General features: G+C 53.1%; 20 protein-coding genes and 1 tRNA gene. 8 read left to right on the forward strand and 13 right to left on the reverse strand.

The genetic code is table 11. From position 1 onward, the window contains the following. The first annotated feature begins 1 nt into the window (after position 1). A complete protein-coding gene (locus tag O4H49_RS07845; RefSeq protein ID WP_269422875.1) occupies positions 2-3,148 on the forward strand; it encodes an efflux RND transporter permease subunit in 3,147 nt (1,048 codons plus the stop codon). Positions 3,149-3,302: 154 nt separating this feature from the next. Here O4H49_RS07845 and O4H49_RS07850 read toward each other — a convergent pair whose 3' ends face one another. Further along, entirely contained in the window at positions 3,303-4,259 is a 957-nt protein-coding gene (locus O4H49_RS07850; RefSeq protein ID WP_269422876.1) for a calcium/sodium antiporter, read from the reverse strand. A gap of 366 nt (positions 4,260-4,625) precedes the next feature. On the opposite strand from O4H49_RS07850, the gene O4H49_RS07855 reads away from it, so the two are divergent. Next, positions 4,626-6,419 (forward strand): SLC13 family permease, encoded by a 1,794-nt coding sequence (locus O4H49_RS07855; protein ID WP_269422877.1) that lies wholly within the window; start codon positions 4,626-4,628, stop codon positions 6,417-6,419. Positions 6,420-6,560: 141 nt separating this feature from the next. Beyond that, a complete protein-coding gene (locus O4H49_RS07860; protein WP_269422878.1) occupies positions 6,561-6,968 on the forward strand; it encodes a GFA family protein in 408 nt (135 codons plus the stop codon). Between the two features lie 196 nt (positions 6,969-7,164). Here the strand turns inward: O4H49_RS07860 and O4H49_RS07865 are convergent, their stop codons facing one another. The 4 genes from O4H49_RS07865 to O4H49_RS07880 all read right to left on the reverse strand — a co-directional run bounded on the left by O4H49_RS07865 (position 7,165) and on the right by O4H49_RS07880 (position 9,916). Next, a complete protein-coding gene (locus tag O4H49_RS07865; protein ID WP_269422879.1) occupies positions 7,165-7,527 on the reverse strand; it encodes a hypothetical protein in 363 nt (120 codons plus the stop codon). A gap of 131 nt (positions 7,528-7,658) precedes the next feature. Next, positions 7,659-8,297 carry a DUF2589 domain-containing protein gene (locus O4H49_RS07870; RefSeq protein ID WP_269422880.1) on the reverse strand — a complete coding sequence of 213 codons (639 nt, stop codon included), beginning with the start codon at positions 8,295-8,297 and terminating at the stop codon, positions 7,659-7,661. A 14-nt stretch (positions 8,298-8,311) separates the two neighbouring features. Then, the gene (locus O4H49_RS07875) at positions 8,312-8,887 is read right to left on the reverse strand and encodes a DUF2589 domain-containing protein (RefSeq protein ID WP_269422881.1); all 576 of its coding nucleotides are present in this window, start codon (positions 8,885-8,887) and stop codon (positions 8,312-8,314) included. Positions 8,888-9,043: 156 nt separating this feature from the next. Next, on the reverse strand, positions 9,044-9,916 hold the full coding sequence (locus O4H49_RS07880; protein WP_269422882.1) for a LysR family transcriptional regulator: 873 nt from the start codon (positions 9,914-9,916) through the stop codon (positions 9,044-9,046). A gap of 130 nt (positions 9,917-10,046) precedes the next feature. Between O4H49_RS07880 and O4H49_RS07885 the strand changes: the two genes are divergently transcribed. The 3 genes from O4H49_RS07885 to O4H49_RS07895 all read left to right on the forward strand — a co-directional run bounded on the left by O4H49_RS07885 (position 10,047) and on the right by O4H49_RS07895 (position 12,716). After that, the gene (locus tag O4H49_RS07885) at positions 10,047-11,201 is read left to right on the forward strand and encodes a gamma-butyrobetaine dioxygenase (protein WP_269422883.1); all 1,155 of its coding nucleotides are present in this window, start codon (positions 10,047-10,049) and stop codon (positions 11,199-11,201) included. After that, the gene (locus O4H49_RS07890) at positions 11,198-11,797 is read left to right on the forward strand and encodes an HD domain-containing protein (protein WP_269422884.1); all 600 of its coding nucleotides are present in this window, start codon (positions 11,198-11,200) and stop codon (positions 11,795-11,797) included. Before O4H49_RS07885 ends, O4H49_RS07890 begins: the two co-directional genes overlap by 4 nt. An 82-nt stretch (positions 11,798-11,879) precedes the next feature. Continuing rightward, positions 11,880-12,716, forward strand: a complete 837-nt coding sequence (locus tag O4H49_RS07895; RefSeq protein ID WP_269422885.1) for an alkaline phosphatase family protein — start codon at positions 11,880-11,882, stop codon at positions 12,714-12,716. 41 nt (positions 12,717-12,757) lie between these two features. On the opposite strand, the gene O4H49_RS07900 is transcribed toward O4H49_RS07895, so the two are convergent. The 3 genes from O4H49_RS07900 to O4H49_RS07910 all read right to left on the reverse strand — a co-directional run bounded on the left by O4H49_RS07900 (position 12,758) and on the right by O4H49_RS07910 (position 16,004). Further along, complete coding sequence (locus tag O4H49_RS07900) at positions 12,758-13,171, reverse strand: hypothetical protein (protein WP_269422886.1); 414 nt, start codon at positions 13,169-13,171, stop codon at positions 12,758-12,760. Between the two features lie 76 nt (positions 13,172-13,247). After that, on the reverse strand, positions 13,248-14,396 hold the full coding sequence (locus tag O4H49_RS07905; protein WP_269422887.1) for an alpha-hydroxy acid oxidase: 1,149 nt from the start codon (positions 14,394-14,396) through the stop codon (positions 13,248-13,250). A 222-nt stretch (positions 14,397-14,618) separates the two neighbouring features. Continuing rightward, positions 14,619-16,004: an RtcB family protein gene (locus tag O4H49_RS07910; protein WP_269422888.1), complete on the reverse strand. Its 1,386-nt coding sequence runs from the start codon at positions 16,002-16,004 to the stop codon at positions 14,619-14,621. Between the two features lie 212 nt (positions 16,005-16,216). On the opposite strand from O4H49_RS07910, the gene rtcR reads away from it, so the two are divergent. Then, on the forward strand, positions 16,217-17,818 hold the full coding sequence (gene rtcR / locus O4H49_RS07915) for an RNA repair transcriptional activator RtcR (RefSeq protein WP_269422889.1): 1,602 nt from the start codon (positions 16,217-16,219) through the stop codon (positions 17,816-17,818). 60 nt (positions 17,819-17,878) lie between these two features. Here the strand turns inward: rtcR and O4H49_RS07920 are convergent. Further along, a tRNA-Met gene (locus tag O4H49_RS07920) sits at positions 17,879-17,955 on the reverse strand. A 251-nt stretch (positions 17,956-18,206) separates the two neighbouring features. Here O4H49_RS07920 and O4H49_RS07925 point away from each other — a divergent pair. Continuing rightward, positions 18,207-18,710: a DUF6653 family protein gene (locus O4H49_RS07925; protein WP_269422890.1), complete on the forward strand. Its 504-nt coding sequence runs from the start codon at positions 18,207-18,209 to the stop codon at positions 18,708-18,710. 7 nt (positions 18,711-18,717) lie between these two features. On the opposite strand, the gene O4H49_RS07930 is transcribed toward O4H49_RS07925, so the two are convergent. From O4H49_RS07930 to O4H49_RS07945, 4 genes are all read right to left on the reverse strand, one after another. Beyond that, the gene (locus O4H49_RS07930; RefSeq protein WP_269422891.1) at positions 18,718-19,932 is read right to left on the reverse strand and encodes a winged helix-turn-helix domain-containing protein; all 1,215 of its coding nucleotides are present in this window, start codon (positions 19,930-19,932) and stop codon (positions 18,718-18,720) included. A gap of 97 nt (positions 19,933-20,029) precedes the next feature. Further along, entirely contained in the window at positions 20,030-21,187 is a 1,158-nt protein-coding gene (mnmA, locus tag O4H49_RS07935; RefSeq protein ID WP_269422892.1) for a tRNA 2-thiouridine(34) synthase MnmA, read from the reverse strand. Positions 21,188-21,497: 310 nt separating this feature from the next. Continuing rightward, complete coding sequence (locus O4H49_RS07940) at positions 21,498-22,829, reverse strand: alpha/beta hydrolase (protein WP_269422893.1); 1,332 nt, start codon at positions 22,827-22,829, stop codon at positions 21,498-21,500. A gap of 218 nt (positions 22,830-23,047) precedes the next feature. Continuing rightward, positions 23,048-24,367 (reverse strand): cobyrinate a,c-diamide synthase, encoded by a 1,320-nt coding sequence (locus O4H49_RS07945; RefSeq protein WP_269422894.1) that lies wholly within the window; start codon positions 24,365-24,367, stop codon positions 23,048-23,050. Between the last annotated feature and the right edge of the window lie 27 nt (positions 24,368-24,394).

The following is a 24,394-nucleotide window of genomic DNA, read 5'->3' on the forward strand; positions in this document are numbered from 1 at the left end:
CATGCATTTTCTGACCGGATGGTTCATCAAGAATCCCGTCGCAGCCAATCTGATGATGGCTTTTTTTCTCTTCCTCGGCTGGCAGGCCCTAACCACAATTCGCATCGAAGGGTTCCCCCGCATCCCTCCGGAAAGTATCAGTATTACCACCAGTTATTCTGGTGCGACCACTGCCCAGATTGACGAATTGATAACCCAAAAAGTCGAAAAAGCCCTTGAAGGTATCGAGGGCGTACGCAGTGTAAGCTCTCAATCAAATAACGATTCTTCTGTTATCACCTTGCGACGCAGTGGTGGACAGGATCTGCAGAAACTTCTTGATAAGGTGCGCTTGCGGATCGATGGAATTTCTGACTTTCCCGCAGCGGCTGAACGACCGGTCATAGAAGATGGCGGCTATGATTTTCCGGCCCTCTATCTCAACCTCCATGGACAGACTGACCCTGTAACCCTGCAAAGGCTGTCCGAACGCCTGCGCGAGGAACTTCTCTCTCGTCCAGAGTTGTCCCGGATGAATATCTGGGGGTTGTATGAGCGGGAAATGCAGATTGAACTCGACCCGCAGATACTCCAGCGTCATAACCTCACCGTTGCCGATGTGGTCACCCAGATAAAGCTGAACTCGCTGAATTACAAATCCGGCGTCCTTCGGACAAAAGGCGGGACCATCTCTCTGAAAACCGATAATCAGGCACGATTTTCAACAGAATATGCGGCAATTCCGGTCATCGAACACGCCGATGGTACCCGCATTCTCCTGGGTGACATAGCAACAGTCCAGGACGGCTTCAAGGAAGGGGACTATCTGTTTCGCTTCAATGGCGAGCTGACCTCCGGCATGGAAATCCTGATTGGCCAGAAAGAAAATCTGCTCCAGGTATCAGAAGTCGTCCATGACGTTGTTGAAACCTTCAGAACCCGATTGCCGCCGGACGTTAAACTCACGATATGGGGTAACAGCGCGGATTATATAGCTGATCGGCTGGAACTTTTGAAGAACAACGGCATTCAGGGCCTGTTGCTGGTTCTGCTGGTTCTCTCCCTCTTTCTGAATGTGCGTCTGGCCTTCTGGGTCGCCATGGGTATTCCCGTTTCTCTTATGGGAGCTCTCGCCGTTGCCGGGTCAAAGTGGGTCGATTATTCCCTGAACGATGTCACCACCTTTGGCCTGATTATTGTTCTGGGCATTTTGGTTGATGATGCTGTTGTGGTCGGGGAAAGTGTTTTCGAAGAACGACGGGCAGATAAAGACCCGTTTCGGGCCACTGAAAAGGGGGTCAGGAAAGTTGCTGTTGCAACAGTATTCGGTGTCTTGACGACAATAGCGGCCTTTTTCCCCATGCTGATGCTGGAAAACCCCCTGGGGAAAGTTCTTGCCAGCTTCTCAGGAATTGTCATTTTTGCCCTGACCTTTTCCTTGATCGAAAGCAAGTTTATTCTCCCGGCCCATCTCGCCCGCACAAAACTTGATCAACAGCCCCGCTTTTTGCCGGGACGGCTTTGGACAAAAGTACAGCAGGCCGCCCAGAATCTTTTGCATGGGTTTCGCGACAGGATCTATGGGCCATTGCTCGCCCGATCCATCAGGCATCGTTATGCAACCCTTGTCTTTTTTATCGCCGCGGCCACGCTTGGGATCGGCTTGATCGGTCTGGGCAAGATCAAAACAGTCTTCTTTCCGGATATTCCTGGCCAGGTCATTACCGTGAGCCTGGAAATGGATGCCCGCGCCCCCTTTGAACTGACCAGGGACAACCTTGAACATATCCGGCTTGTCGGAGAAGAACTCAGCCATACTTTCCAGCAAGAAAAATCACTGGAAAACGCACCTGTACGTTCCATGTTCATGTTTATATCAGATGCAAGTACAGCGCAGATTTTTGCTGAACTAACACCGGTTTCAGAACGCCCGGATCTCGGCATCATCGAATTTATGGAACAGTGGCGCCAACACACGGGAACCATAGAAGGTGCCACGCAGCTGCAGTTCACCGGGTCGGAAGAACTCGCCGGGGGCTTTCTTTTACGCCTTTATGCCAAGGATTCCGACCTTCTGGCTTTGGCCAGTCAGGATTTGCGTGAATTTCTGGCTGATATTAACGGGGTAAACAATATTCGCGACAGCCTGACTCCGGGCCAACCACAGCTGGACATCCAGGTCAAACCTGAAGCAAGGAATCTCGGCTTCACCACAGAAACCCTCGCCTCCCAGATAGGCAATGCCTTTGGCGGCGCCGAAGTCCAGAAGATCATGCGCGACGGTACAGAGCTCAAGGTGATTGTCCAGAACACTGACACAACACGCGACAGCATCGACGACCTCTTGCGAAGTCAAGTGCGCAGCAACAACGGCAACTGGATCCCCTTTCAATCTGTTGCCGAGATAAAAGGGAGCTATGTCTCTGGTACCATACATCGCGAGAACGGCAAGCTGGTCAATACTGTAGCAGCCTCTATAAACCGTTCATTGGTTGCCTCCGAAGAAGTTGCCCAGGCCGTGTTCGAACAACTTGTTCCCGAACTTGCCGCCAGATATCCCGGCCTGGAGATCAAAGGGGCAGGAGAACTGGAAGAAATCGGGGAAATACAGGGGGGTATGAAACAGGCTCTGCTGCTGGCAGCCGTATTGATTTATGTATTGATGGCCGTGCCGCTCAAATCCTATTGGCAGCCATTTATTATTCTTGCCATCGTACCGCTGGGATTTGTCTCCGCAGCCATAGGTCATCTGATTATGGACCTGCCACTCTCTGTCCTGTCCTTTTTTGGTATGCTGGCCCTGACAGGTGTCGTCATCAATGACAGTCTGGTCCTCATTACCAGCTACAACCAGCTTCGGGAAAAGGGAATTTCTGCTTTTGACGCCATTCATCAGGCCGGTCTGGGAAGGTTTCGGGCCATATTCCTGACAACAGCCACGACTGTTATCGGTCTTTCTCCCTTGTTAAGCGAGACTTCAGAACAGGCCCAGTATCTTATTCCTGCTGCCGTATCGCTGGCTTATGGCGAACTGTTCTCGACTGCACTTATGCTGCTTCTGGTGCCAGCACTCCTGGCCATTACCGAAGATTTCAAACGCATCTTTCCTGGGCCTGAACGAGAAAAAATCGACAAGGCGGTTCCAACAGGGCAAGCACAGGAAAAATAAGCTCCCCTGATCACCCCGAAGACCAGACTGGCGACCCGCAGCCGCAGGTCGCCAGTCGCAGAAGTGACTTATGCTTTGCAGGCGTGTTCTTACCTGACAACAAAGTAATGCACTCAGCTCTTTTCAGTTACGACAGCCATGATGCCTAGCACCATCAGACCAGTGGTATAACCAGATACCCAAGATATCCGCCATAGCCCCCCAGCAACAACCCGCCCTTCAGACGGCTGATTTTCCAGCCAAAAACAGAAAAGATTATCAGAAGTCCTGTCGCGCCAAGCATGACCCAGACGTCGGTGCCCGCAATCTCTGCAGGGACAACAACAGGTTCCACCAGGGCGGTGATCCCCAAAATACCGAGCACGTTATAGATGTTGCTGCCGATAACGTTCCCAAGGGCAATATCGGTCTGTCGTTTCAAGGCTGCGATGACAGAGGTCACCAGCTCTGGCAGAGAGGTACCAATAGCAACAATCGTGACACCGATCAGGGCCTCGGATATGCCCGCCTCAATCGCGAGCCCCGAAGCTCCGTCGACCAGAAGCTTCGCCCCCAGAATGGTCACGGCAATGCCGCCAAAGGTATAGAGCAATGCTTTGAGGATACCGGCTTGTGGCACAGGGATACTCTTGTCAGCCGCTATGTCTGTTGTCTCTTCAGAAAATGCTGTTTTTTCTTTCAGGTAGGTAAAAACAATATAGCCCACAAGCAACAGAACAAAAACCGCTCCCCAGAGCCGTTCCAGAGAACCGGACAGCAGGACAAATACGCAAAGCAGGGTGACCACCGTCAACACAGCCCCGTCCCGGACAAAGGATCGCCGGTTGATGACCATGGGATAGATCAGCGCGGAAATACCAAGGATAAGCAGAATGTTGCAGATGTTGCTTCCGACAACGTTCCCGATGGCGATCCCGGGCAGGTCAAGGGATGCTGCGAGAAGGCTGGTCACCAGCTCCGGCGTAGAAGTCCCGAAACCGACGACGGTCAATCCGATCAGCAAGGGAGAAACGCCAAAGCGCAGGGACAGGGAACTTGCCCCTCTGACCAGCACGTCCCCTCCAAGGACCAGCAGGACAAGACCACCGATTATTCCGGCAAATGTGAGCATAGAAACGGACACTCCGCATGAGGAAAAAAAAGAAATAAGGTCCAGCCGCCAACCCGGAATAAAAATCACAATCCGTCAATGACACAGTCGCTCTGCTGTCGCCCATGAATTGGGAGAACGACAAGGCAAACACAAGTATCCCTCGAAAAAATATATTTTGAGACGTGCATGCTCGGAAGCAGTAGATTTTATTGAATTCGGCGCTGGCACACAGTTGCTGGATTCGGTGAAATTCCCCCGGTTGAACAGGGCGTCCCGGACCTGACCACACAGAGACCTGACCACCCAGAGACCAGAGCGTCCAGAGTCCAGATCGCCCAGAGAGAGGAAAAGAGATGTACAGGAAAAATATAAAAAGGGCCGCGCATGCTTTTTGATCTCGGCTCGGCTGCTCCTTACATTGCCCTTCTGTTATTGCTCGGGGTCTTTATATTATTCTTTCTGGAACTGAGATCCCCGGAAATCATTGCTTTTTCCGGGGCAGCCGCCGCTCTGGCCCTCGGGCTGGTTGACACAAAACAGGTACTCAATTCCATTGGCAACCCGGCGCCCGCGACAATCGGGGCCATGTTTGTCCTTAGCGCTGCGCTGGTCAGGACAGGTGTGCTTGAGGCGGCAACAATTCGCCTCAGCACGCAGGCAAAGCGTCACCCCCTGCTGACCATTGCTCTGTTTTTCTTTGCCGCAGCCGGAATTTCCGCCTTTATGAACAACACTCCGGTTGTCATGGTGCTGATCCCTGTGGTCATCAGCCTCGCCCGGGATACCAAAATCAGTTCATCGCGTCTGCTCATGCCCCTTTCCTTTATGGTCATCCTCGGCGGCACCTGCTCTCTGGTCGGGACTTCAACCAACATTCTGATTGATGGCGTCGCCAGGGAAATCGGCCTTGCGCCCTTTACTCTTTTCGAAATCGCACCGCTGGGAATCATTGTCGCCCTGGTCGGGGGAAGTTTTCTCGCTCTCATCGCCCCGAAACTCTTGCCAGATCGTAAAAGTTCCAGCCCGACCGAAGCGGCAAGAGAACAACGCATGTGGTTCGCTGAACTTTTGATCCCGGTAGGGTCGCCACTCATCGGCCAGTTTCCCCTTCAGATTGACGCCTTCCGCCGCGGTGGCGGGCTGGTCGTCGATGTCATCCGTGCGGATTTTTCTTTGCGGGACAGCCTCGAAACGATCCGCCTGGCCCCCGGAGATCAGGTGGTGATCAAGACTGCTGATGCAGAGATCATGGGCTTTCGCGAAGGAACCGCCCAGGGTGCTGCCATCGCTGGGGCAGAAGCATCAAAGGCCCGGCAATCTGTTGTGGTCGAAGCCCTGGTCGGGCCCAATACCCGGGCCAGAAGCAGAATGTTTGGTCGGCTGAGGTGGCGGCGCCACTTTGGCGTTTATCCCCTGGCCCTGCACCGCGAAGGCACCCTTCAGGACCAAAAACTCCAGACAATACGTCTGGAAATCGGGGACACTCTTTTGTTGGAAGGCTCTATCGAAGACATCAAGCGCCTGGAAGAAGAAGAACGGCTGATCCTCCTCTCCCCGATATCTTCACGCGCCTTTCGCCGGACCAAGGCTCCCATTGCTCTGGCAAGCATGTTCGCGGTTATTTTTCTGGCAGCCCTGGATGTCGCACCAATCCTCCCTCTGGCGCTTTTGGGGGTCGCTGTTGTGCTTCTCACCCGCTGCATTGACGCCGACGAGGGTGTAGGGGCCATTGATGGCCGCCTGCTGCTGTTGATTGTCTCAATGCTGACACTCGGTGCCGCTCTGGAAGGATCGGGCGCACTAACCCTGATTGTCGGACAGCTTACGGGCCTGCTTGGAACAGTTTCACCACTATTGGCTCTGGCCCTGGTCTATGCCGTGACCTCAATCCTGACAGAACTGGTGACCAACAACGCCGTCGCGGTCCTCATGGCCCCGATCGCCGCCGGAATTGCGGCACAACTTGGCCTCGACCCGCGCCCCTTTGTCGTCGCCGTCATGTTTGCCGCCAGCGCCAGTTTTGCCACCCCTCTGGGCTATCAGACCAACACACTGGTCTATAACGCCGGAGGCTACCGCTTTTCAGATTTCCTGCGCATCGGCATTCCCATGAATATTGTAGTCGGTATCACCACCGTTTTCACCATCCCCTACATCTGGCCCCTGATCCTGGATTAAAATTTGCTCCGAGATGTCCTGCTACTGGCACAGATACAAAATATTCTTTAGAAAAAGAACAGCGAGATAACTTACCAGAAACAAGAAAATACCTCCCCTGTAAAACAGGAGCATAGTTCTTATTCACAAAGGATTATAGTAATGAAACCTAGCAGTATCGGCTCATGTCTCTGCCAGCAGGTAAGTTTTGAAATAACCGGAGAGTTTGAACAATTTTATCTCTGCCACTGCCAGCATTGTCAGAAAGATACCGGCTCCGCACATGCCGCAAATTTATTCTCAACTACTGCCAAATTGAAATGGGTTAAGGGGAAAGAAAATGTCAAGACATTCATCCTTCCTGAAACACGTCATGTCAAATGCTTTTGCTCTTGCTGTGGATCGCCCCTTCCCAATTTTCTCTCTGCTGAAAATCTGCTGGTTGTCCCTGCCGGCTGCCTTGATACAGAGCTAACGGTTCAACCCTACGCACATATCTTTATTTCAAGCAGAGCAACCTGGGACGAAGGGTTGGAAAATATTCCAATGATGGCAGGACCTCCTGGCTAACTTGCAAAGAAAAACATCATGTCGAAAATCGATATACCGATGAACATTGTCATCGAGAGCACCACTGCTTTTGACACTCCCTCCATCTGGCCTTTACAGGTAGAATAATCCAATTGATAGCTTTCAACCCAGAATCATTTCTTAAGAAGCATCCTGTTTTTATCTATTGGGCTTCCTAAGACATCCCCACTTTTTGCTATCGGGGGCAGCGCCGGAACAATTCCTGTAATTCATAATCAACCTGTGCACGGTTAAGCTGGGGTCGCCTTGCGGCACCATGGGCACCAGCAGCGATGCCATTGACGATAAAGTCGCCACTTTCATCACGGTATCCATAGGCATGTAGCCGATCCCCTCGCGCAGTCATCCAGCCAAAACCTCCTCCTCCCATGTCTTGAACATGGCGACGGTCAATCGCGTTTTGCAGGACTCCCTGGTCGACCCGCAAATTTACGCCTTGCGGTCTTCCCTGATTGAAACTTGCTGACTGGGGAGGAAGAGGTTGCCGTGCTTGACGGCCTTGCCGGGCGGGTTGAGCAGACTGCGGGGGGCTATCCACACTGCCATCCGGTTTAATTCCAAACCTTGTCGCTCGAGCTGACGGGTGCCGTGGGCAGGTTCCCGCAGCAAACGTTGCGTTGCATTGCGTGCACCTTAACATTTCAGCTTTCCCTTTATATAGATATCAGTTCAGGGTTTGCTCTTCTCCAGCTTGATTGGTTCAACGGTACTTGCCAGCAAATCCATCAGCTTTGACATGCCTTCAGTCGGAGGCTGCTGTGTTGCTCTGACAGTCACATCATATTTGGCTGTCTTGTCCGTCGAGCGGGTATTTTCACGTTGAGCCGACATTTTGCCTGTCACCTCAAGGCTGCCGCTATAAAAAATTCCGTTGGCTTCTGCCTTGGCTTTCGCTTCCACTTCTGCCGATGAACTGCTTTTTGCCGTATCGACCGTATGGATTTCCATCGAAAAATTAATATCAACGCTGTCAATTAACAGAGCTGGGATGGGCACCAGCCCCAGCACAGGGGGAGCAACGGTAAGTGAATGTACCGAAATCTGGCCATCATCTCCGGTAACAGGGCGTTCAAGCTTCATCGGCAAGCTCAGAATATCCTTGGGCGTTGCCCCTTTTGTTTTCGGCGTTCCTTCTTCCCCATAGGCCAGCATGTTGATGAAGCTGACCATCTCGTGCCCCAGTTGCTTCTGCGCTTTGATCGAAGCCGCCAGCGGCGCAGCAATCAGATGTTCCATGGGGATACTGCCCAGCTCGTTGCCGATCGCCGATCCACCGCTCCCTTTTGCGGGCGTTTTATCATCTGCCATATCTACTGCTCTCCTTATGTTCTCAGATAATCCAGTAACTGCTCCTGAATCAGGCTCACCCCTTCTGGAGGATCTGACATTTTAAAGTTGATTTTCACCTTGGCCGGGGAAGTAGAGGACTGAAAACTGTCTCCCTTGGGCATGATCGTAATTTCGGATGCCGTCCCGAACAGATCATCAATCGTCCGCCGGATGATACCACTGTCATCTTCCACGTCATCAGCGTCAGTGGCCTCTTCACCTTCTGATTTGGAATCTGGTTTCGCTGTCGGGGTTACATCCAGATTGGTCAGCTTGGTCTCAAATTCGATCTCCAGTGTATCAATCGACAACGTGGACATCGGCACCAGCGTTACAGCCGCGGCTTCGAAGATCTCGAAGGTCTCCTGATCCCCCACCCCTTTGCTGGTTGCCATCGCAACCAGGCGGGGGACATAGACTTCGATTTTTTCACCCGTGTCCGGGTCTGTTATGACTCTGGTTTCGAAATAGGATTGAAACAGCTTCAGATGCTGCATGTTTACAAAGCGCCGGGCTTCAAGAACCGAAGAGTAAATCCCTTCGAGAAGGTTTTGAAGAGACTGTGACAAGCTGATTCCCCAAGTTGGTTAACACAACGTTAACATCAACCTATGGGATATCAAACCCATTTAGTCACAACCATATGAATTCATCCCTTGCTCCCGACGTTTCGTGGCGGGCGAATGAGCTACGGTGCTATGTGTATTTCCACCTTCGATAATAAGCTAAAACGGCAGATCACTGGCAACAGAATGTGAAATCAGTCGACAGAGCTCCTCGACTTCGGCCCGCATCTGTACTTCCGGATTGCGCACCAGCCAGTTGCCAATCGGCATTGCCAGCTCTACCGGGGACAAACGAACCACCTCCTGTTGCGCCAATGCCCGCTCACTCAGAGGCAATGAGGCCAGCAAGACACCGACCCCGGCTTTGGCTGCGTCCAGCGCGGTAATAAAGCTGTCAAATCGGATTGCTGTTTTGCGAGGCGGTGACATCTTGGCCTCAATCGCCCATTCCGACCAGCCACTGCGCCGCCCGGCCAGGCGGATGCACGGCAGGCTCTGCCACTTGCCTTCAGGCACACCGACCAGGAGAGACGGCGCACAAATCGGTGAGAGAACTTCTGAAAACAGGTGGGTCGCGATTTTTCCTTCCCACTTGCCATTGCCAAAGCGAATCTCGATATCGGCCTTGATTGCCTCATAGTCCGCAGGGCGGTGGATCGCTGCCACTGAAAGTGAAATCTTCGGTCGCGAAGCAATAATCCATTGTAATCTTGGCACCAGCCAAAGCGATGCAATTGACGCCGGGCAGGCAATAGTAATCACCTTCGACCCCTTTTTACCAAAAAGGTCCTCGGTGCTGCGGGCAAGCGCATGGATTGCAGAACGTACAGAAGGCAGATAGGCATCCCCTTCCGCTGTCAACTCAACCCCGCGGGCCAGACGATGAAACAATGTGATCTTGAAATGCGCCTCAAGCTTTCGGATCTGTTGACTGACCGCCGCCTGTGTCAGACCCAGTTCATCTGCAGCTTCTGTGAAATTTTCATGACGGGCCGCCGCCTCAAAAGTTCTAAGCCAATCTAAAGGTGGCAATAAAGACAATATGTTACCCTCAACTCATAAATATTATAAGGTCAAAGACCTATTTTATATTTATTGTTCTTATTGCTTTTTACTGGACTAATCGAGTCAAATATTAAAAACAGCCCTTACGGAGAGAAAAATGTCACTGGAAACTGCCGGGCTCCTTCAGGATGGTGAAGCCGTCTGCCTGCAATGGAGTGATGGAAAAACTGCCCGTTTTCATGCGATCTGGCTCAGAGACAATGCCCAGGACCCCGAAACACGAGCCAGTGGAAATGGCCAGCGCCTGATCACCATCCTCGACATTCCTGCCAATACCCGGCTGGCCTCTGCTGAAATCAAAGCAGGAGACCAGCTTCATCTGCGAATGACACCGGAAAACAAAGAACTTGTTTTCTCAGGCAACTGGCTGCGGAAAAGAATTTATGACACTCCCGCTGTTACCGATCGCGGCTGGTGTCCGAAACATATCACCACCTGGGATGCAGGCTTGAATGCTTCGGTCCCGACTGTTGATCTCAATCAGGCAAAAGCTGACCGGACTTCTCTTGCCAACTGGCTTGAAGGCGTGCGGCGCTACGGGCTTGCCATTATGACTGGTCTGTCCACGGACAGCGGCAGTCTTTGCGAAGTTGCAGAACTCTTCGGCTACATCCGCGAAACCAATTATGGCCGCTGGTTCGAAGTGCGCTCGGAAATCAATCCGGTCAACCTCGCCTATACTGGCCTCGGACTTCAGGCACACACCGACAACCCTTATCGCGATCCTGTTCCGACACTTCAGCTTTTGGCCTGTCTGGAAAACTCGGCTGATGGCGGAGAATCCATGGTGGTTGATGGCTTCAAGGCAGCACAGGTTCTCCGACAGGAATCACCAGAGAGTTTTGACCTTCTCGCCCGCTTCCCTGTCCGCTTTGAATATGCCGGAGCAGATGATATTCGCCTCCGTGCCAAACGCCCGATGATCGAACTCGGCCCTGATGGCGAATTGATCGCGATCAGGTTCAATAACCGTTCTTCTGCACCCTACACGGATATCCCGTTTGAAAGTATGGCCGACTATTATCGCGCCTATCGCAAGCTGGCAGAAATTATCGAACGGCCAGAGATGGAAGTGACCTTCAAGATGAAAGCAGGGGATCTTTTCATCGTTGATAACACCCGCGTTCTACACGCCAGAAAAGGTTTCTCCGGCGCGGGAACCCGCTGGCTTCAGGGGTGTTACGCCGACAAGGACGGGCTGCTATCCACCCTTGCTGCATTGGAAGAAAAAATGCAGGAGGCCGCAGAATGACTTTTGCCAAAACAGCTTTTAAGAGCCTGAACAAAGATAACATTGTTGATTTTATCGGCGACATCTTTCACCGTCGTGGTGCGGACTCCTACCTCGGTGAGCAGGTCACCATGTCTGAACATATGCTCCAGGGTGCACAACTCGCGGAACAGGCGGGCGCGGGGGATATCCTGATTGCCGCGGCTCTGCTCCACGACATTGGTCATTACACCAACGAGTTTCCTGATGATGCCTTGGCCAAAGGCATCAACAACCACCATGACGAAGCCGGTGCTGCCGTGCTTGAGGCTTTTTTCCCCCCGGTCATCACCGAATGTGTCCGTCAGCACGTCGCGGCGAAACGCTACCTCTGCGCTACGGATGACAGCTATTTCGGTAAACTTTCCGATGCTTCAATCCACACCCTCAACCTTCAGGGTGGCCCGATGAATGCAGAGGAAATAACTGAAATGGAGAAAAACCCGCACCTGAAGGAAATCGTTCAGGTGCGCTACTGGGATGATGCTGGCAAGGATCCGAAAGTCACAACCCCGCCTTTTGAATACTACGCCCCGATCCTCCAGCGGGTCGTCGACGGCTTTTTTGCACAGAAATAAATCGCACCACGATGCCCCGGGGTTATACTCTCCGGGGCTTCTTCATAACAAAGAAAATACGCATAACCACAGGTAGAGACGCATGGGCAACAAGATACTCCTCGTGATCATGGATGGTGTCGGTTATGACACCGCTGTTTCCCAATGTGGCTATCTGGAAGGTATGGTTGAGCTCGGTCGGGCCCGACGCTGGAAAATGCGCACCGCCCTGCCCACCATTTCTGCCGCCATGTACGAAACCATCCACAGTGGTCTTTCACCCATTGATCATGGGGTTACCGGCAACGAAGCACTACGTCCCTCCATTGTACCAAACGTCTTTCAGACTCTGCACGACGCGAACTTCAAAACCGCTGCAGTCGCACATTCCTATTTCCATACGCTTTATAACGGCCCCTATGATCTCTTTGATCATATCGAGGTTGAGGATGAAGAGAAAAATATCCAGTTCGGACGGTTCTATTCCATGGAAGGTTACAACGGCACCAACATCTGTGCGCCGGCTGAAATTGACCTCTGCGCCCAGGCAAGCCTGCTGATCAAACGCCATAGCCCGGACTACCTTCTGCTCCACAGCTCTTCAGTGGACAGTCTCGGCCACAGATACACCGCCGACTCATCCCAATACCGCATCCAGACCTGGCACATCGACAATGCCCTGGCCCGGGGTATTCCTCGTTGGCTCGAAGAAGGGTACGAGGTCATTGTTACCGCGGATCACGGCATGAACGCAGACGGACACCATGGCGGGGCAGAAGACATCATGCGCCACGTCGCCTTCTACTATTTTGGCAAGGGCACGATCACTGCTGACAAAGATTCGGTACTCGACCAGCTGGCTATTGCCCCTTCCGTGCTGCAGCGTCTTGGGGCAACTATCCCGGACAGCATGAAAGCCGAGACGCTTTTTTCAGACTAGGCAGCCCTTGTCTACGTAAGAAAGAGATCGTTCAGACGCCCTCAATGTAGAGTTGGCGGTACTGGCAGGCTCAGCGTCAGGTCCTCGGCATCTTTGGTAATTTCCGCATGCATCAGGATTTTTGATGTCAGCGCCATCGAGGTATCAATCACCCAGCGAACGTCACGTTCTCCCACCGTATTCTGATTGGCAACCACCTCGGGCAGGATCTGTTTTTGCAAGAAACCTGCAACACCCGCCAAGGCCCTTGCCCCCAAACGGAGCTGGGCTGCCTTGAGGGTAAAACCCGCAGTCACAACTTTGTCTCCACCAGCGGGCGTTTCTGCGGGTTCCGCTTCGATCTGTGCTGCCACAGCCTGAAGAATATCCATCATCTCGGCCACCTCGGCATTGATGCGCTCGGTACGGTCCGCCAGAAAGCGTAAATGGGCGGTATAAAAAGCGTAACGGGACAATGGTCATCCTCCAAAACCTGAACAGACCAGAGCTTTAACCGATCATTCTGATCAACTCAATTGTTAACCCGTTTTTTTAAAGGCTTCCATCCTGACGCAGGATCGAGCGATCCACCTGCTTGATATCACGCTTGCCACACAGCGCCATGGTCACATCCAGCTCGTTGCGGATGATCTCCAGTGCCCTGGCCACTCCGGCCTTGCCCATGGCCCCCAGACCATAGAGGAACGGACGTCCGATGTAGGTTCCCTTCGCCCCGAGTGCAACGGCCTTGAGCACATCCTGCCCCGAACGGATCCCGCCATCTACATGGACCTCGACCTTGTCACCCACTGCCGCAACCACTTCAGGCAGGGCTTCAATCGACGAAATTGCCCCGTCGAGCTGCCTGCCCCCGTGATTTGACACGATGATCGCATCAGCCCCGGTTTTCAGTGACATGACGGCATCTTCCGGGTCCAGAATTCCTTTAAGGATCAGCTTGCCACCCCAGCGCTCCTTGATCCAGGCCACATCCTCCCACGAGAGTTTCGGATCAAACTGCTCCGCCGTCCAGGACGAGAGCGAGCGCAGGTCCTTTACCCCCTTGGCATGGCCGACAATATTGCCAAAGGAACGGTTTTTAGTGCCAAGCATCCCCAGACACCAGCGCGGCCTTGTTGCCATCTGCCAGATATGGTGTGGGGTGAATTTCGGTGGTGTGGAAAGCCCGTTGCGCAGATCTTTATGCCGTTGCCCCAGAATTTGCAGATCCAGGGTCAGAACCAGCGCTGAACAGCCCGCCGCCTTGGCCCGGTCAATCAGGCGTCCGGCAAAGTCCTTGTCCTTCATGACATAGAGCTGAAACCAGAAAGGTTTGGTGGTTGCCGCAGCAACCGCCTCGATCGAACAGACCGACATGGTCGAAAGGGTAAAGGGCACACCTGCTTCTTCACAGGCCTGCGCCGCCAGAATTTCCCCGTCCGCATGCTGCATCCCGGTCAGCCCCGTCGGCGCAATCGCCAGCGGCATGGAAATCTCCTGCCCGACCATCTGCGTTGCCAGGCTCCGGTTGGTCATATCCACCGCCACCCGCTGGCGGAATTTTATCTTCTGGAAATCACTTTCATTGGCCCGGTAGGTGCTCTCGCTCCAGGAACCGGAATCCGCATAGTCAAAAAACATCTTGGGCACCCGACACCGGGCCAGTTTTTTCAGATCAGCGATTTCCAGAACGGCAGCCATGATACCTCTATCTCCCTCAGAAAAGATCAATTCATCCCGGCGCAACGACAAACGCCGAGAGAAAGCTGACAATACTTAGCAGACCTTAAACTGGTATACCAGTATCTGCGTTGTTTTACCGCGGGCGAGAAGCAATCTTGTCCCTCTTTTCTTGTATTTAGCCAGATCGTCCCGGCCACTTGCCGGAACGATCTCAATACATGACTAAAAATCGGCACGCCTTTACCATCCTTTTTTCTTGCGCCAAGGGGCATTGATCTCCCAGTCCCCTGCCATGATACAGCCGTAAGGCAGCACCTCGTCGATAATTTCAGCCAGGTCGTACTGTTTGATCTGTGCCCGGACTGTCGCGGCAGATTTATAGGCACTGGGCAATTCTGAAATATCCATATGTCCGGTAAAGAACCGGGCATCAAGGCCCTTGGTTTCTTCGGCGAAGATCTCTGCGTTGCTTCGCCCCATCAGGCGCTTTTTATGCTTGGTCCGGGAAAAATTACGCCCGGCACCATGCGGTGAAAAGCCAAGTCCATGCGCGGCATTACTCCCCCGGACAATCAGGATCGGCTCGGCCATGTTAAGCGGAATAAGTGTCAGGTCCGTTGCATCCTCTGCCCAATTGTCAAAGGCAGGCGTGGCCCCCTTTGCGTGATAAAACAGCCCATCTGACCGACGGAAGACAAAGTTGTGCTCGTTCCAGAAACGATCGGAAACCGACGAGGCCAAACGCTCCGCGGCCATATCGTGGATGACCAGATGGTTGCCTTTGGTCCAGTCGCGAATGATCTGCAGGGCTTCCCAGTAATCGTCACCATCCTGCGTGTCGGCTGGAATCCAGGCATTCTCTTTCAGCGTCTCTGGCGACAACTCCTTGCGGTATTTCTCTGCCAGCTTCATGCCTTTACTGTAAAGCCGGGCACCGGGAGCCCGAGAGCCATGATGGGTTACCAGTACTGTCTCTCCGGTAGATTTGATTGTCCCGACATAGGCAAAATGGTTACCGTCGCCCTGGGTCCCGAACTGTTCAATTGCCCGGCTCGAGATATCCTGCAGGAAAGGGTTGGCATCAAACCGCGCCATAATCTCTTCGGCAGGACGGATCTGTTGCCCTCTGGGCCGGCCTCCCGGTCCAAAGTGGGTGACCGCATGGACCGCGTCCAGCAAAGCCGCAGGAGCAACACCAGGATAAACCGACAGAGCCATCGAGCAGCAGATATCTGCTGAGTGCATCCCGGGATGAATAGCATCAGATACAGCAATCCCTCCAACCGGGATGGTCCCGTGTGGCCCGGCAGGGCAGGCGTCAGGCATAACGGCCCCTGCCCGAACCACAGGCGTGCGCATCAACCCGGTCATCGTGTTTTTCACCATTTCCACGTTCGAGACTTCGTCTTCGGTTTCCGCTTCGATATTCAGATGAAAATTCACTGTCGCGGCAGATTTCAAAGGCACCGCAGGCGCGGGTTCAAAACTCCGCGCCAGGTCAATCGCCCGCTCTACGCTGCCCCCTGCTGCCAACAGGGCATTGGCCTGTCTCAAGGCTTTGCCAAACCATCTTCCAGCGGGTAACCCCGCATTGATCAGATCCTGTCCGGTTAAAATGTCAGTCATTCTGTTTTGCTTTCTTTTTTCTTCGATACCTCCTGTACTTCAAGTTGTGTGCCACATTCTACAAAGCGTGAAATATAAATGAATTTTTACCATAACATATTGTTATAAATTATTTTTATTTTAACCTGACAGTATGAAATCAAAATTCACCTTATCAAAAACACCAAATCAATTTATATTATTATATAATAATTGATTATTTAGGATATATTATGAAATCACGTGTCGTCATCGGCTTTCTCGGCACAACACTCGACACCGGGATGGCGGCAAAACGCTGGCAGAGATGGCGCCCCTCTGTTGCCCTTTGCCAGCAACCGGAACTTCCGGTAGACCGCCTGGAATTGATCCGCGGTAACAGATCAGCAGGCCTCGCCCGGTCTATAATCAAGGACATCGCCGAAGTCTCGCCCGGCACCGAGGTGCAAGAACACGTTCTCACGATGAAAGATCCCTGGGATTTCAGCGAAGCCTATTCCGTGATGTATGACTTCGCCCGCAGTTACCCCTTTGACCCGGAAAAGGAGGACTATCTGGTCAACATCACGACCGGAACCCATGTCACCCAGATCTGCTGGTTCCTTTTGACCGAAGCACACTTTATCCCCGCCCGCCTGCTGCAACTTTCCCCACGCCAGAAGAACGACAGGGATTACAGTCCCGCGGGCACCCACAGAATCATCGATCTGGACCTCTCGCGTTACGATGAAATCGCCACCCGCTTTTCTCTCGAACGGGATCAGGCCGCCTCCTTTTTGAAATCCGGCATCGCTACCAGAAACCCGACCTTCAATCAGATGATCGACCAGATCGAGAAAGTCGCAATCCGCTCCAAAGCACCTGTTCTGCTTACCGGGCCAACGGGAGCCGGAAAATCCCAACTGGGAAGACGGATTTTTGAGCTAAAAAAAGCGCAGCGACAGATTTCCGGCACCTTTATCGAGGTCAACTGCGCCACCTTGCGCGGGGACCAGGCCATGTCCACCCTGTTTGGTCATGTCAAAGGCGCTTTTACTGGCGCCCAGTCTGACCGGGCCGGACTGATGAAATCAGCCGACAAGGGCATGCTTTTCCTGGACGAGATTGCTGAACTCGGTCCTGACGAACAAGCGATGTGCCTGCGTGCCATTGAGGAAAAGAAATTTCTTCCTGTTGGCTCAGACAAAGACAGCACATCTGATTTCCAACTGCTGGCTGGCACCAACAAGGACCTTGCTTCCTGCGTCAGAGCCGGAACATTTCGCGAGGATCTCTTTGCCCGCCTTAATCTCTGGACCTTTCAGCTCCCGGCCCTGAAAGACCGTCGCGAAGACATCGAACCCAATCTGGACTTCGAACTGCAGAGATACAGTGAACAGGAAGGTGACAACGTTACCTTCAACAAGGAAGCACGATCCCTTTATCTGAACTTTGCCCACCAACCGGATGCCCAATGGCGGGCAAATTTCCGCGATCTCTCGGCCTCGGTTACCCGCATGGCAACCCTGGCGCCCAGAGGACGGATTGACGAAGCTACTGTCAAAGAGGAAATCCAGCGCCTGAAACTGCTCTGGGGAACGACCAGGAATGTGTCTGAAGCACAGGACTGCCTGAGGCAAACCTTTACCCAGGAACAGATCGACCAGCTTGATCTTTTCGATCAAAGCCAGCTGGCCACGGTCTTGCGCGTCTGTCGCGACAGCAAAAGCATCAGCGCTGCGGGTCGCACTCTTTTTGCCGTATCCCGCAACCAGAAAAAAAGCGGCAACGATGCTGACCGCCTGCGAAAATACCTGCAGCGTTTTGGATTGAGCTTTGATCAGCTTGATCTATAGAGCAAAGCAACCAAAAACAATCGGTGGAGAAACAATCTAAAAGATCAAGAAGGGAAGTTTTGGTAGCGGAGGAGAGACTTGAACTCCCGACACGCGGATTATGATTCCGCTGCTCTAACCAGCTGAGCTACTCCGCCACAGAGGGACAATCATATCGTACTTGATTTGATTGTCGCAGGTCTGATTCGTCATCAGCCTGCGTGGTGAGAGGGTGATAATGCGCCGAAACAAAACTGTCAATAGATGAATAGCTGAAGAAACATTTTTTTCGCTCCGCCCGCCACCAAAGGGTATTTTTTCAGCCTATACATACTACAAACATTCACTTGCTGTATCTCCTGCCCCGCCCTACGCTGAACGCCCATCAAAGAAAAGAACAAGAGTCGCAATGGGCCTCAACTTCTCCATGAACCGTACGACCTGGGAACACCATTCTCACCCTCTCAGCGTCTGGTCCCGCGTCCTCACCGGCTGGCTGATTTTCCCCGCGATCTGGAGCCACAGCAGCTGGGGCTGGACCCTTGCCGGTATTTTCATCCTCACCTTTGCCTTCTGGATGTATCTGAACCCGCGGGTCTTTCCGAAACCGCGCCAGACAGGCTCCTGGGCCTCACAGGTAACTTTCGGGGAAAGAGTCTGGCTCAAGGAAGTGCCCTTTGACGGACTGGAAGAAATTCTGGAGATGCACCGGATGCCCGCCAGGCTACTCGCGATACTGGCTGGTATTGGCTTTATCGGCGGCGCAATCACCGCAGCGTTCAATCTTTTCTGGCCAACCATGTTTTTTGCTCTCGCAATGATCGTCGGGAAATTGTGGTTCTGTGATCGCATGGTCTGGCTGTTCAACGACGCCACTGACGCCCATCCCGAACTGGCCAACTGGGTTTACTGAAACTGTGTTATGATGGCGTTTTCAAATAGCCATTTTCAAAAACCACGCTCTCCTGTCCCGTGAACCGCCGGATCCTCTCAAGCTCGGCTTCAATTGCCTGTTGCCTGCCCGCTGAGCACTTTATCTTGGGCTCCAGCCACAAACCCTTGACCACAAGCACGCCGTCCTGCCGCTTCATATCAATCCGGCCAATCAGCTTTTCTCCCTCAAGAAGCGGGAAGACATAGTAACCATATTGGCGTTTTGCTTCGGGGACAAAAACCTCGATCCTGTAGTGATAATCAAACAGGCGTTCCATCCTTTTACGATCCCGGATCAGGGGATCAAAAGGGCTGAGCACCCGGACACGCCCCGGTGCCGGAGCCAATTCTTCCAACTGCTGTTCAATATCACCATAGGCAAAAACCCGGCGCGGCCTGGAACCATCCGCCGCAGCGACCTCAACTTCAACCAGGTCTTTCCCCAGGTGCGACAGGCACCAGGACTTTGCTTCTGCCGGAGAAATACCGTCCCAGAAAGCCGCCAGCTCCCCTGCTGTAGCATAGCCAAGCCGATCGAGCGCCGAGCGACAGGACCAGTCAATAAATTCACTTTCATGAACACTTTTCCCGGTCACAGATGCTGGCAAGACCCGCTCGGTCAGATCATAGACTTTCTGGAACCCCTCTCTCCGATCGACAGAAAGCGCCCCCGTACGCCAGAGAAACTCCAGCGCGGTTTTTGAAGGGTGCCAGTCCCACCAGCCCTGGCTGCCTTTTGGCTTTTTGTTACCCCCTTCAAGGGCAAGCAGATCCCGCGACAGAACCGCCCCCTCAGCCCGGATGTGGTCCAACACAGAAGCAAAGCTTTCTTCGAAGCCCTCCCGGCGCCATTTCCGCCAGCGCTCAAGCAAGGCAGCTTCATTGCGGGCAAAGCGGTGGCGCCAATAGGGGAAAAAGCGGGCAGGAATTACAGAGGCATCATGAGTCCAGTGCTCAAAAAGCGTTCTGTCCTGTTCCAGCAACCCGTTCAGATTTTCTTTCCTGTAGGTCTGGTTCCGCGAGAAGAGAATCATATGGTGGGCCCGTTCCACCGTATTGATACTGTCGACCTGAACAAAGCCCATGCGCTCAATCAGCTCAAGCAGCGCAACCCTGCTTTGCTTGAAAGCCGGGTTATCACAGAGCCCCTGCCGGGACATAAACAGACGACGGGCCTGGGAATTTGTAATCTGGAAAAGCATAAGGCAAAAGCTCGCGGGCGATGAAAAATCACTACGAACATAACAGGAACAAATCAGAAAATCCAGTTAAGATAAAAGTACCTTCGCACCTTCCGGCCTATGCCGCGCCTTGTGCTTCTTCTTCGGGCAGAGGTTGCTTTTGTGTCGAGACGATCCAGCCCCCGCCAAGCACCCGGTTACCGTCATAGAACACGGCTGCCTGTCCGGGAGAAATACCGAACTGGGGCTCATGCAGTACGACCCGGGCACCGCCCATACCCAGGCCCTGGCCTTCGGGGTATATCGTCGCTTCGGATGGCTTCGATGCCGAGCGAATCTTGACCGAAACCTTTCGGCCCAGATCATTGAGAGGGTCGCCCAGCCAGTTCAGTTCGCTGACCAGGATAACATCGCGGGAAAGCGCTTCTTTCGGCCCGACAACAACCTGCTTTTTCTCGGCGTCAAGGCGGATTACGTACAATGGATCTGCGGTTCCTCCGACCCCGATCCCCCGGCGCTGCCCAACGGTGTATTTGATAATGCCGTCGTGCTGCCCAAGGACCGTACCATCCAGATGAACAATGTCCCCCTGATCCAGGGCACCCGGACGCAAGCGCTCAACCACTCGGGCATAGGACCCGTCCGGGACAAAACATATATCCTGGCTGTCCGGCTTGTCCGCAACCGACAGACTCATCCGTTCCGCAATCTGGCGGGTTTCGGTTTTTGGCAAGCCGCCCAGTGGAAACCTCAGGAAATCAAGCTGTTCTGGCGTAGTGGTGAACAGAAAATAGGTCTGGTCTTTGCTGTCATCAAATGCCCGGTGCAATTCGGGTCCGTTTGGACCGTCAATCCGCTGCACATAATGTCCGGTCGCCATAACATCGGCGCCCAGGTCCTTGGCCATGGCCAGCATGTCTTTGAATTTGACCTTCTGGTTACAGCGAACACAGGGGATAGGCGTTTCACCGCGCATATAGCTGTCGGCAAAATCTTCCATTACATCCTGTTTAAAACGGGATTCATAATCGAGCACATAGTGGGGAAAACCAAAACGATCCGCGACCATCCTTGCGTCATAGATATCCTGCCCCGCACAGCAGGCACCTTTCTTCTCCAGCGCGATCCCGTGATCATAGAGCTGAAGCGTGACACCGATAACGTCATACCCTTCTTCCTTGAGCAGGCAAGCCACAACCGAGCTGTCCACACCGCCGGACATGGCAACAACCACACGCGTGTCCTTGGGGTCCTTATCTATGCCAAGAGAATTCATCAATCCGCCATCTCGTTTGTCTTGTGTTGTCAGCCCGCTTTACAAAAAGACCAAAGGGCTGTCCTCCAAGACCTGTTTACTCTCCCGGCCTATGTAAGGCGCACAGCACTGGCAATCAAGCCTTAATACCCAAGGGAGACAATCGGGTATAGCAAGCACAATCCTGCTCCGGAATTTTGCGCAGCTTAACAGAGAAGTCATCTTTTGTTAATGGTCCGGGCAGCAGAGGCCCTGTGCAAGAAATGCATACTGAGAAATACAGACTGAAGAGTGATCAGGAATGACACAGAGTTCCCTAAAAAACTTTCCTTCAATCTGCCTGGGCAACATCAACCAGCCGCCGGAGAACTATGGGATCCCGGATCAGATCAATAAGCAGCGAAAAATGCCCTTTACCTTTACGCAGAAAGCGATTTTCCGGCGGGACGCGCCAACGGTCAGCCAGGGCCAAGCCTCCTTTATAAGGCGTCAGATCATCAGACTGCCCCAGCATCATGATCACCTTGTGCGGAGGAACCACAGAATGACCGGAAGGCTGTACAAAGGGCAAACAACGGATGTAGTCCTCTTCTCGCCAGCCCAGTTCGTGAAGCTGATTCGGTACCCCCAACGCCCCGGTAAGGCAACTTTTCTTCAACACCCCCATAACGTCACCACTGGTGGCAATCAACAAAAGCGCATCTGGCTTCATTCTATCAGGCCAGTTCCAGGCAACCGTCGATAGCAGTTGCGCAGTCAGGGCCCCCATACTGACCCCTCCCAGTATCACTGGGCCACCCCGTTGCCAACGCACCCAGTCAATCAGGACGGACAGGTCACTGATCCATTGACGGAAAAACTCAACCAGCCCGATTGGACCACGGGCCAGCGTCCGCTCCCCGGCAAACCAGCCAGCTGTTTTACGAAAAGCATGTTCTGGCTGCTGTACGCGTAAAACCCGGAAGCCGGCTTCGGTTAAAGCGCAAATAGGATCTTCCCTGTCCTGGAAACAATCCTGTTCAACGCCGAGCCCCTGTAAAAAAATAAATGTCGGCGCATCAGGTTCCAGACCCGTCAAAGGCTCATAACAACGCACCCAGTTTTCCCCTCCCCCCAAGCTCGAGGGATATCGCAACCAGTACTCGCGTCCATAGACGCCGTGAATGGAATGCGACATCATCATCCGGGGCATGGTGGTCGGAGGAGCAAATGCCTTTTCTGGTTCCTGCAGAAAATCAGCATATTTTTCCTGAAAATCTCTTGGTGTCGGCAGATCCCAGCTGATCGGGGCAACCTGACGCCGCAGGTCGCGAAACAGAAGAGCCGATTCCAGTAACCTCTGGGCCGTCTCCTGGCGACGCAACTCTGAAAAAATCCGCCCGGCAATGCTCAGATTGTCTCCAAACATGACAACCTTCCAGCGCTCAAAAGCAGACTTGGCAACATAATGCCGGATACTGACCTCGGTCAAAGCATCATCACAGCTGTCAGGAAGACCTTGTCTAAGCTGAAGCCTGTCAACAAGAGCACGCGAATCACCCTCACAGGCAATGGCGGTGTGGAGGATGCGCGATAAGGGAAAGAGATAGTTGACCCCCAAACGCAACGCCAGGGCATCAAACCAGGGACGGGCCAGATAACGCCCTATTGTACCTCGGACCATTGGAAAAGGACGCGGCGGCGGAAGACACTGGGCTGAGCTATGAAACCGTTCTCTATTCACCTGATTTTCTATGCGTTTCTGTTCAAAAAAATAACGCTTCAGCTCGACACATCCCGATTATAGCAAAAATTTATCTAAAATACGCATCAATTACCTTTAAGCACTCGATTTTCACGAGAGAACACCCTGTTTTCCTTTGGAACAGCAACCTCAACCCGTCATCCGGGCAAGGTATCAATCAGGTGTATATAGGATCCCATCACAGATCCGAGTCGACAGCCCGCTGTCCCAAGATTCTTTCCTGCAGCATCCTCGACGTTGAATAACGGTTGTTCTCCCTCGCCCCTGACGACAGTGGAATAGTGGAATTCATGAGCAGCAAACCCCTGCCCCACAGGGCCAAGAGGACTATCAACCAGACTGCGGACCACCCGATAGCCAAGAGAGCGTTTGCGGACAGCAAAGGATGTTTCAACAGGTAACAATCCTGTCATGGCATGATGATCTCCCCGACCATCAATCAGCCCCTGCCCCAATACCATGTAACCGCCACATTCTCCGAAAATGGTGATTTTCTTCTCTGCAGCAGCCCGAAGCGCCCCCATGAAATTCTGGTTGGCTCCAAGCTGCCCGACGTGGAGTTCCGGGTAACCGCCGGGCAAATAGATTGCATCTGCTTTAGGGGATGGTTGCTGATCTTCAAGGGGAGAGAAGAACGTCAACTCGGCGCCACTCTGACGCCACCCTTCAAGTAATGATGAATAACAAAAAGAAAAAGCAACATCACTTGCGACAGCAATGCGTTGACCAATCGGTGGCACCAGTGTGCCCATTTCACGCCTTTCCAGCCGTGAGGGACGCGCCAGATCAAGCAAGGCGCGACAGTCAACATCCCAGGCAACCTGCTCGGCCGCCCGGTTCAGAAACCCATCCAGTTCACTGTGTTCAACTGCCTGCACCAGACCGAGATGACGGTTTGGTAAAACCATATCCTCCTGACGACGAAGGTGCCCAAGAACAGGGATTCCCAAAGGGCGGCAGGCTTCATCCAGCAATGACGCATGACGCGGAGATCCAACCCGGTTAAAAATAACACCAGCGATATCGAGTTCCGGATCAAAGCTTGAAAACCCGTGGAGCACCGCGGCGGCAGAAGCCGACATACCCTTGACGTCGATGACCAGAACTACAGGCCAGCCCGTTTTCTTGGCAAGGGCCGCGGTCGATCCTGCACCACCGACAGCACCATCAAACAGCCCCATTACACCTTCTGCCAAAACGACGTCCGTATCCTGTCCTGCCAGGGTAACAAGAGCCGCAAGGCTTTCATCACGTAAAGCCCAGGGATCCAGGTTATAACAGGCCCTGCCTGCAGCAGCAGCATGATAGGCTGGATCGATATAATCAGGTCCCGTTTTTACCGGGGACACACGTTCCTGGCTATTTCGGAAGTGACGCAGCAGCGCAAGTGTCAGCGTGGTTTTGCCGCTCCCAGAGGAAGGCGCTGCGATAATCAGACCTTTGCTGGATGGTTGCATTTGCGCCGCCCCCTCTAAAAATGTGCC

It is taken from the genome of Kiloniella laminariae, from assembly GCF_027214005.1.
In the GTDB taxonomy this organism is placed as follows: domain Bacteria; phylum Pseudomonadota; class Alphaproteobacteria; order Kiloniellales; family Kiloniellaceae; genus Kiloniella; species Kiloniella laminariae_A.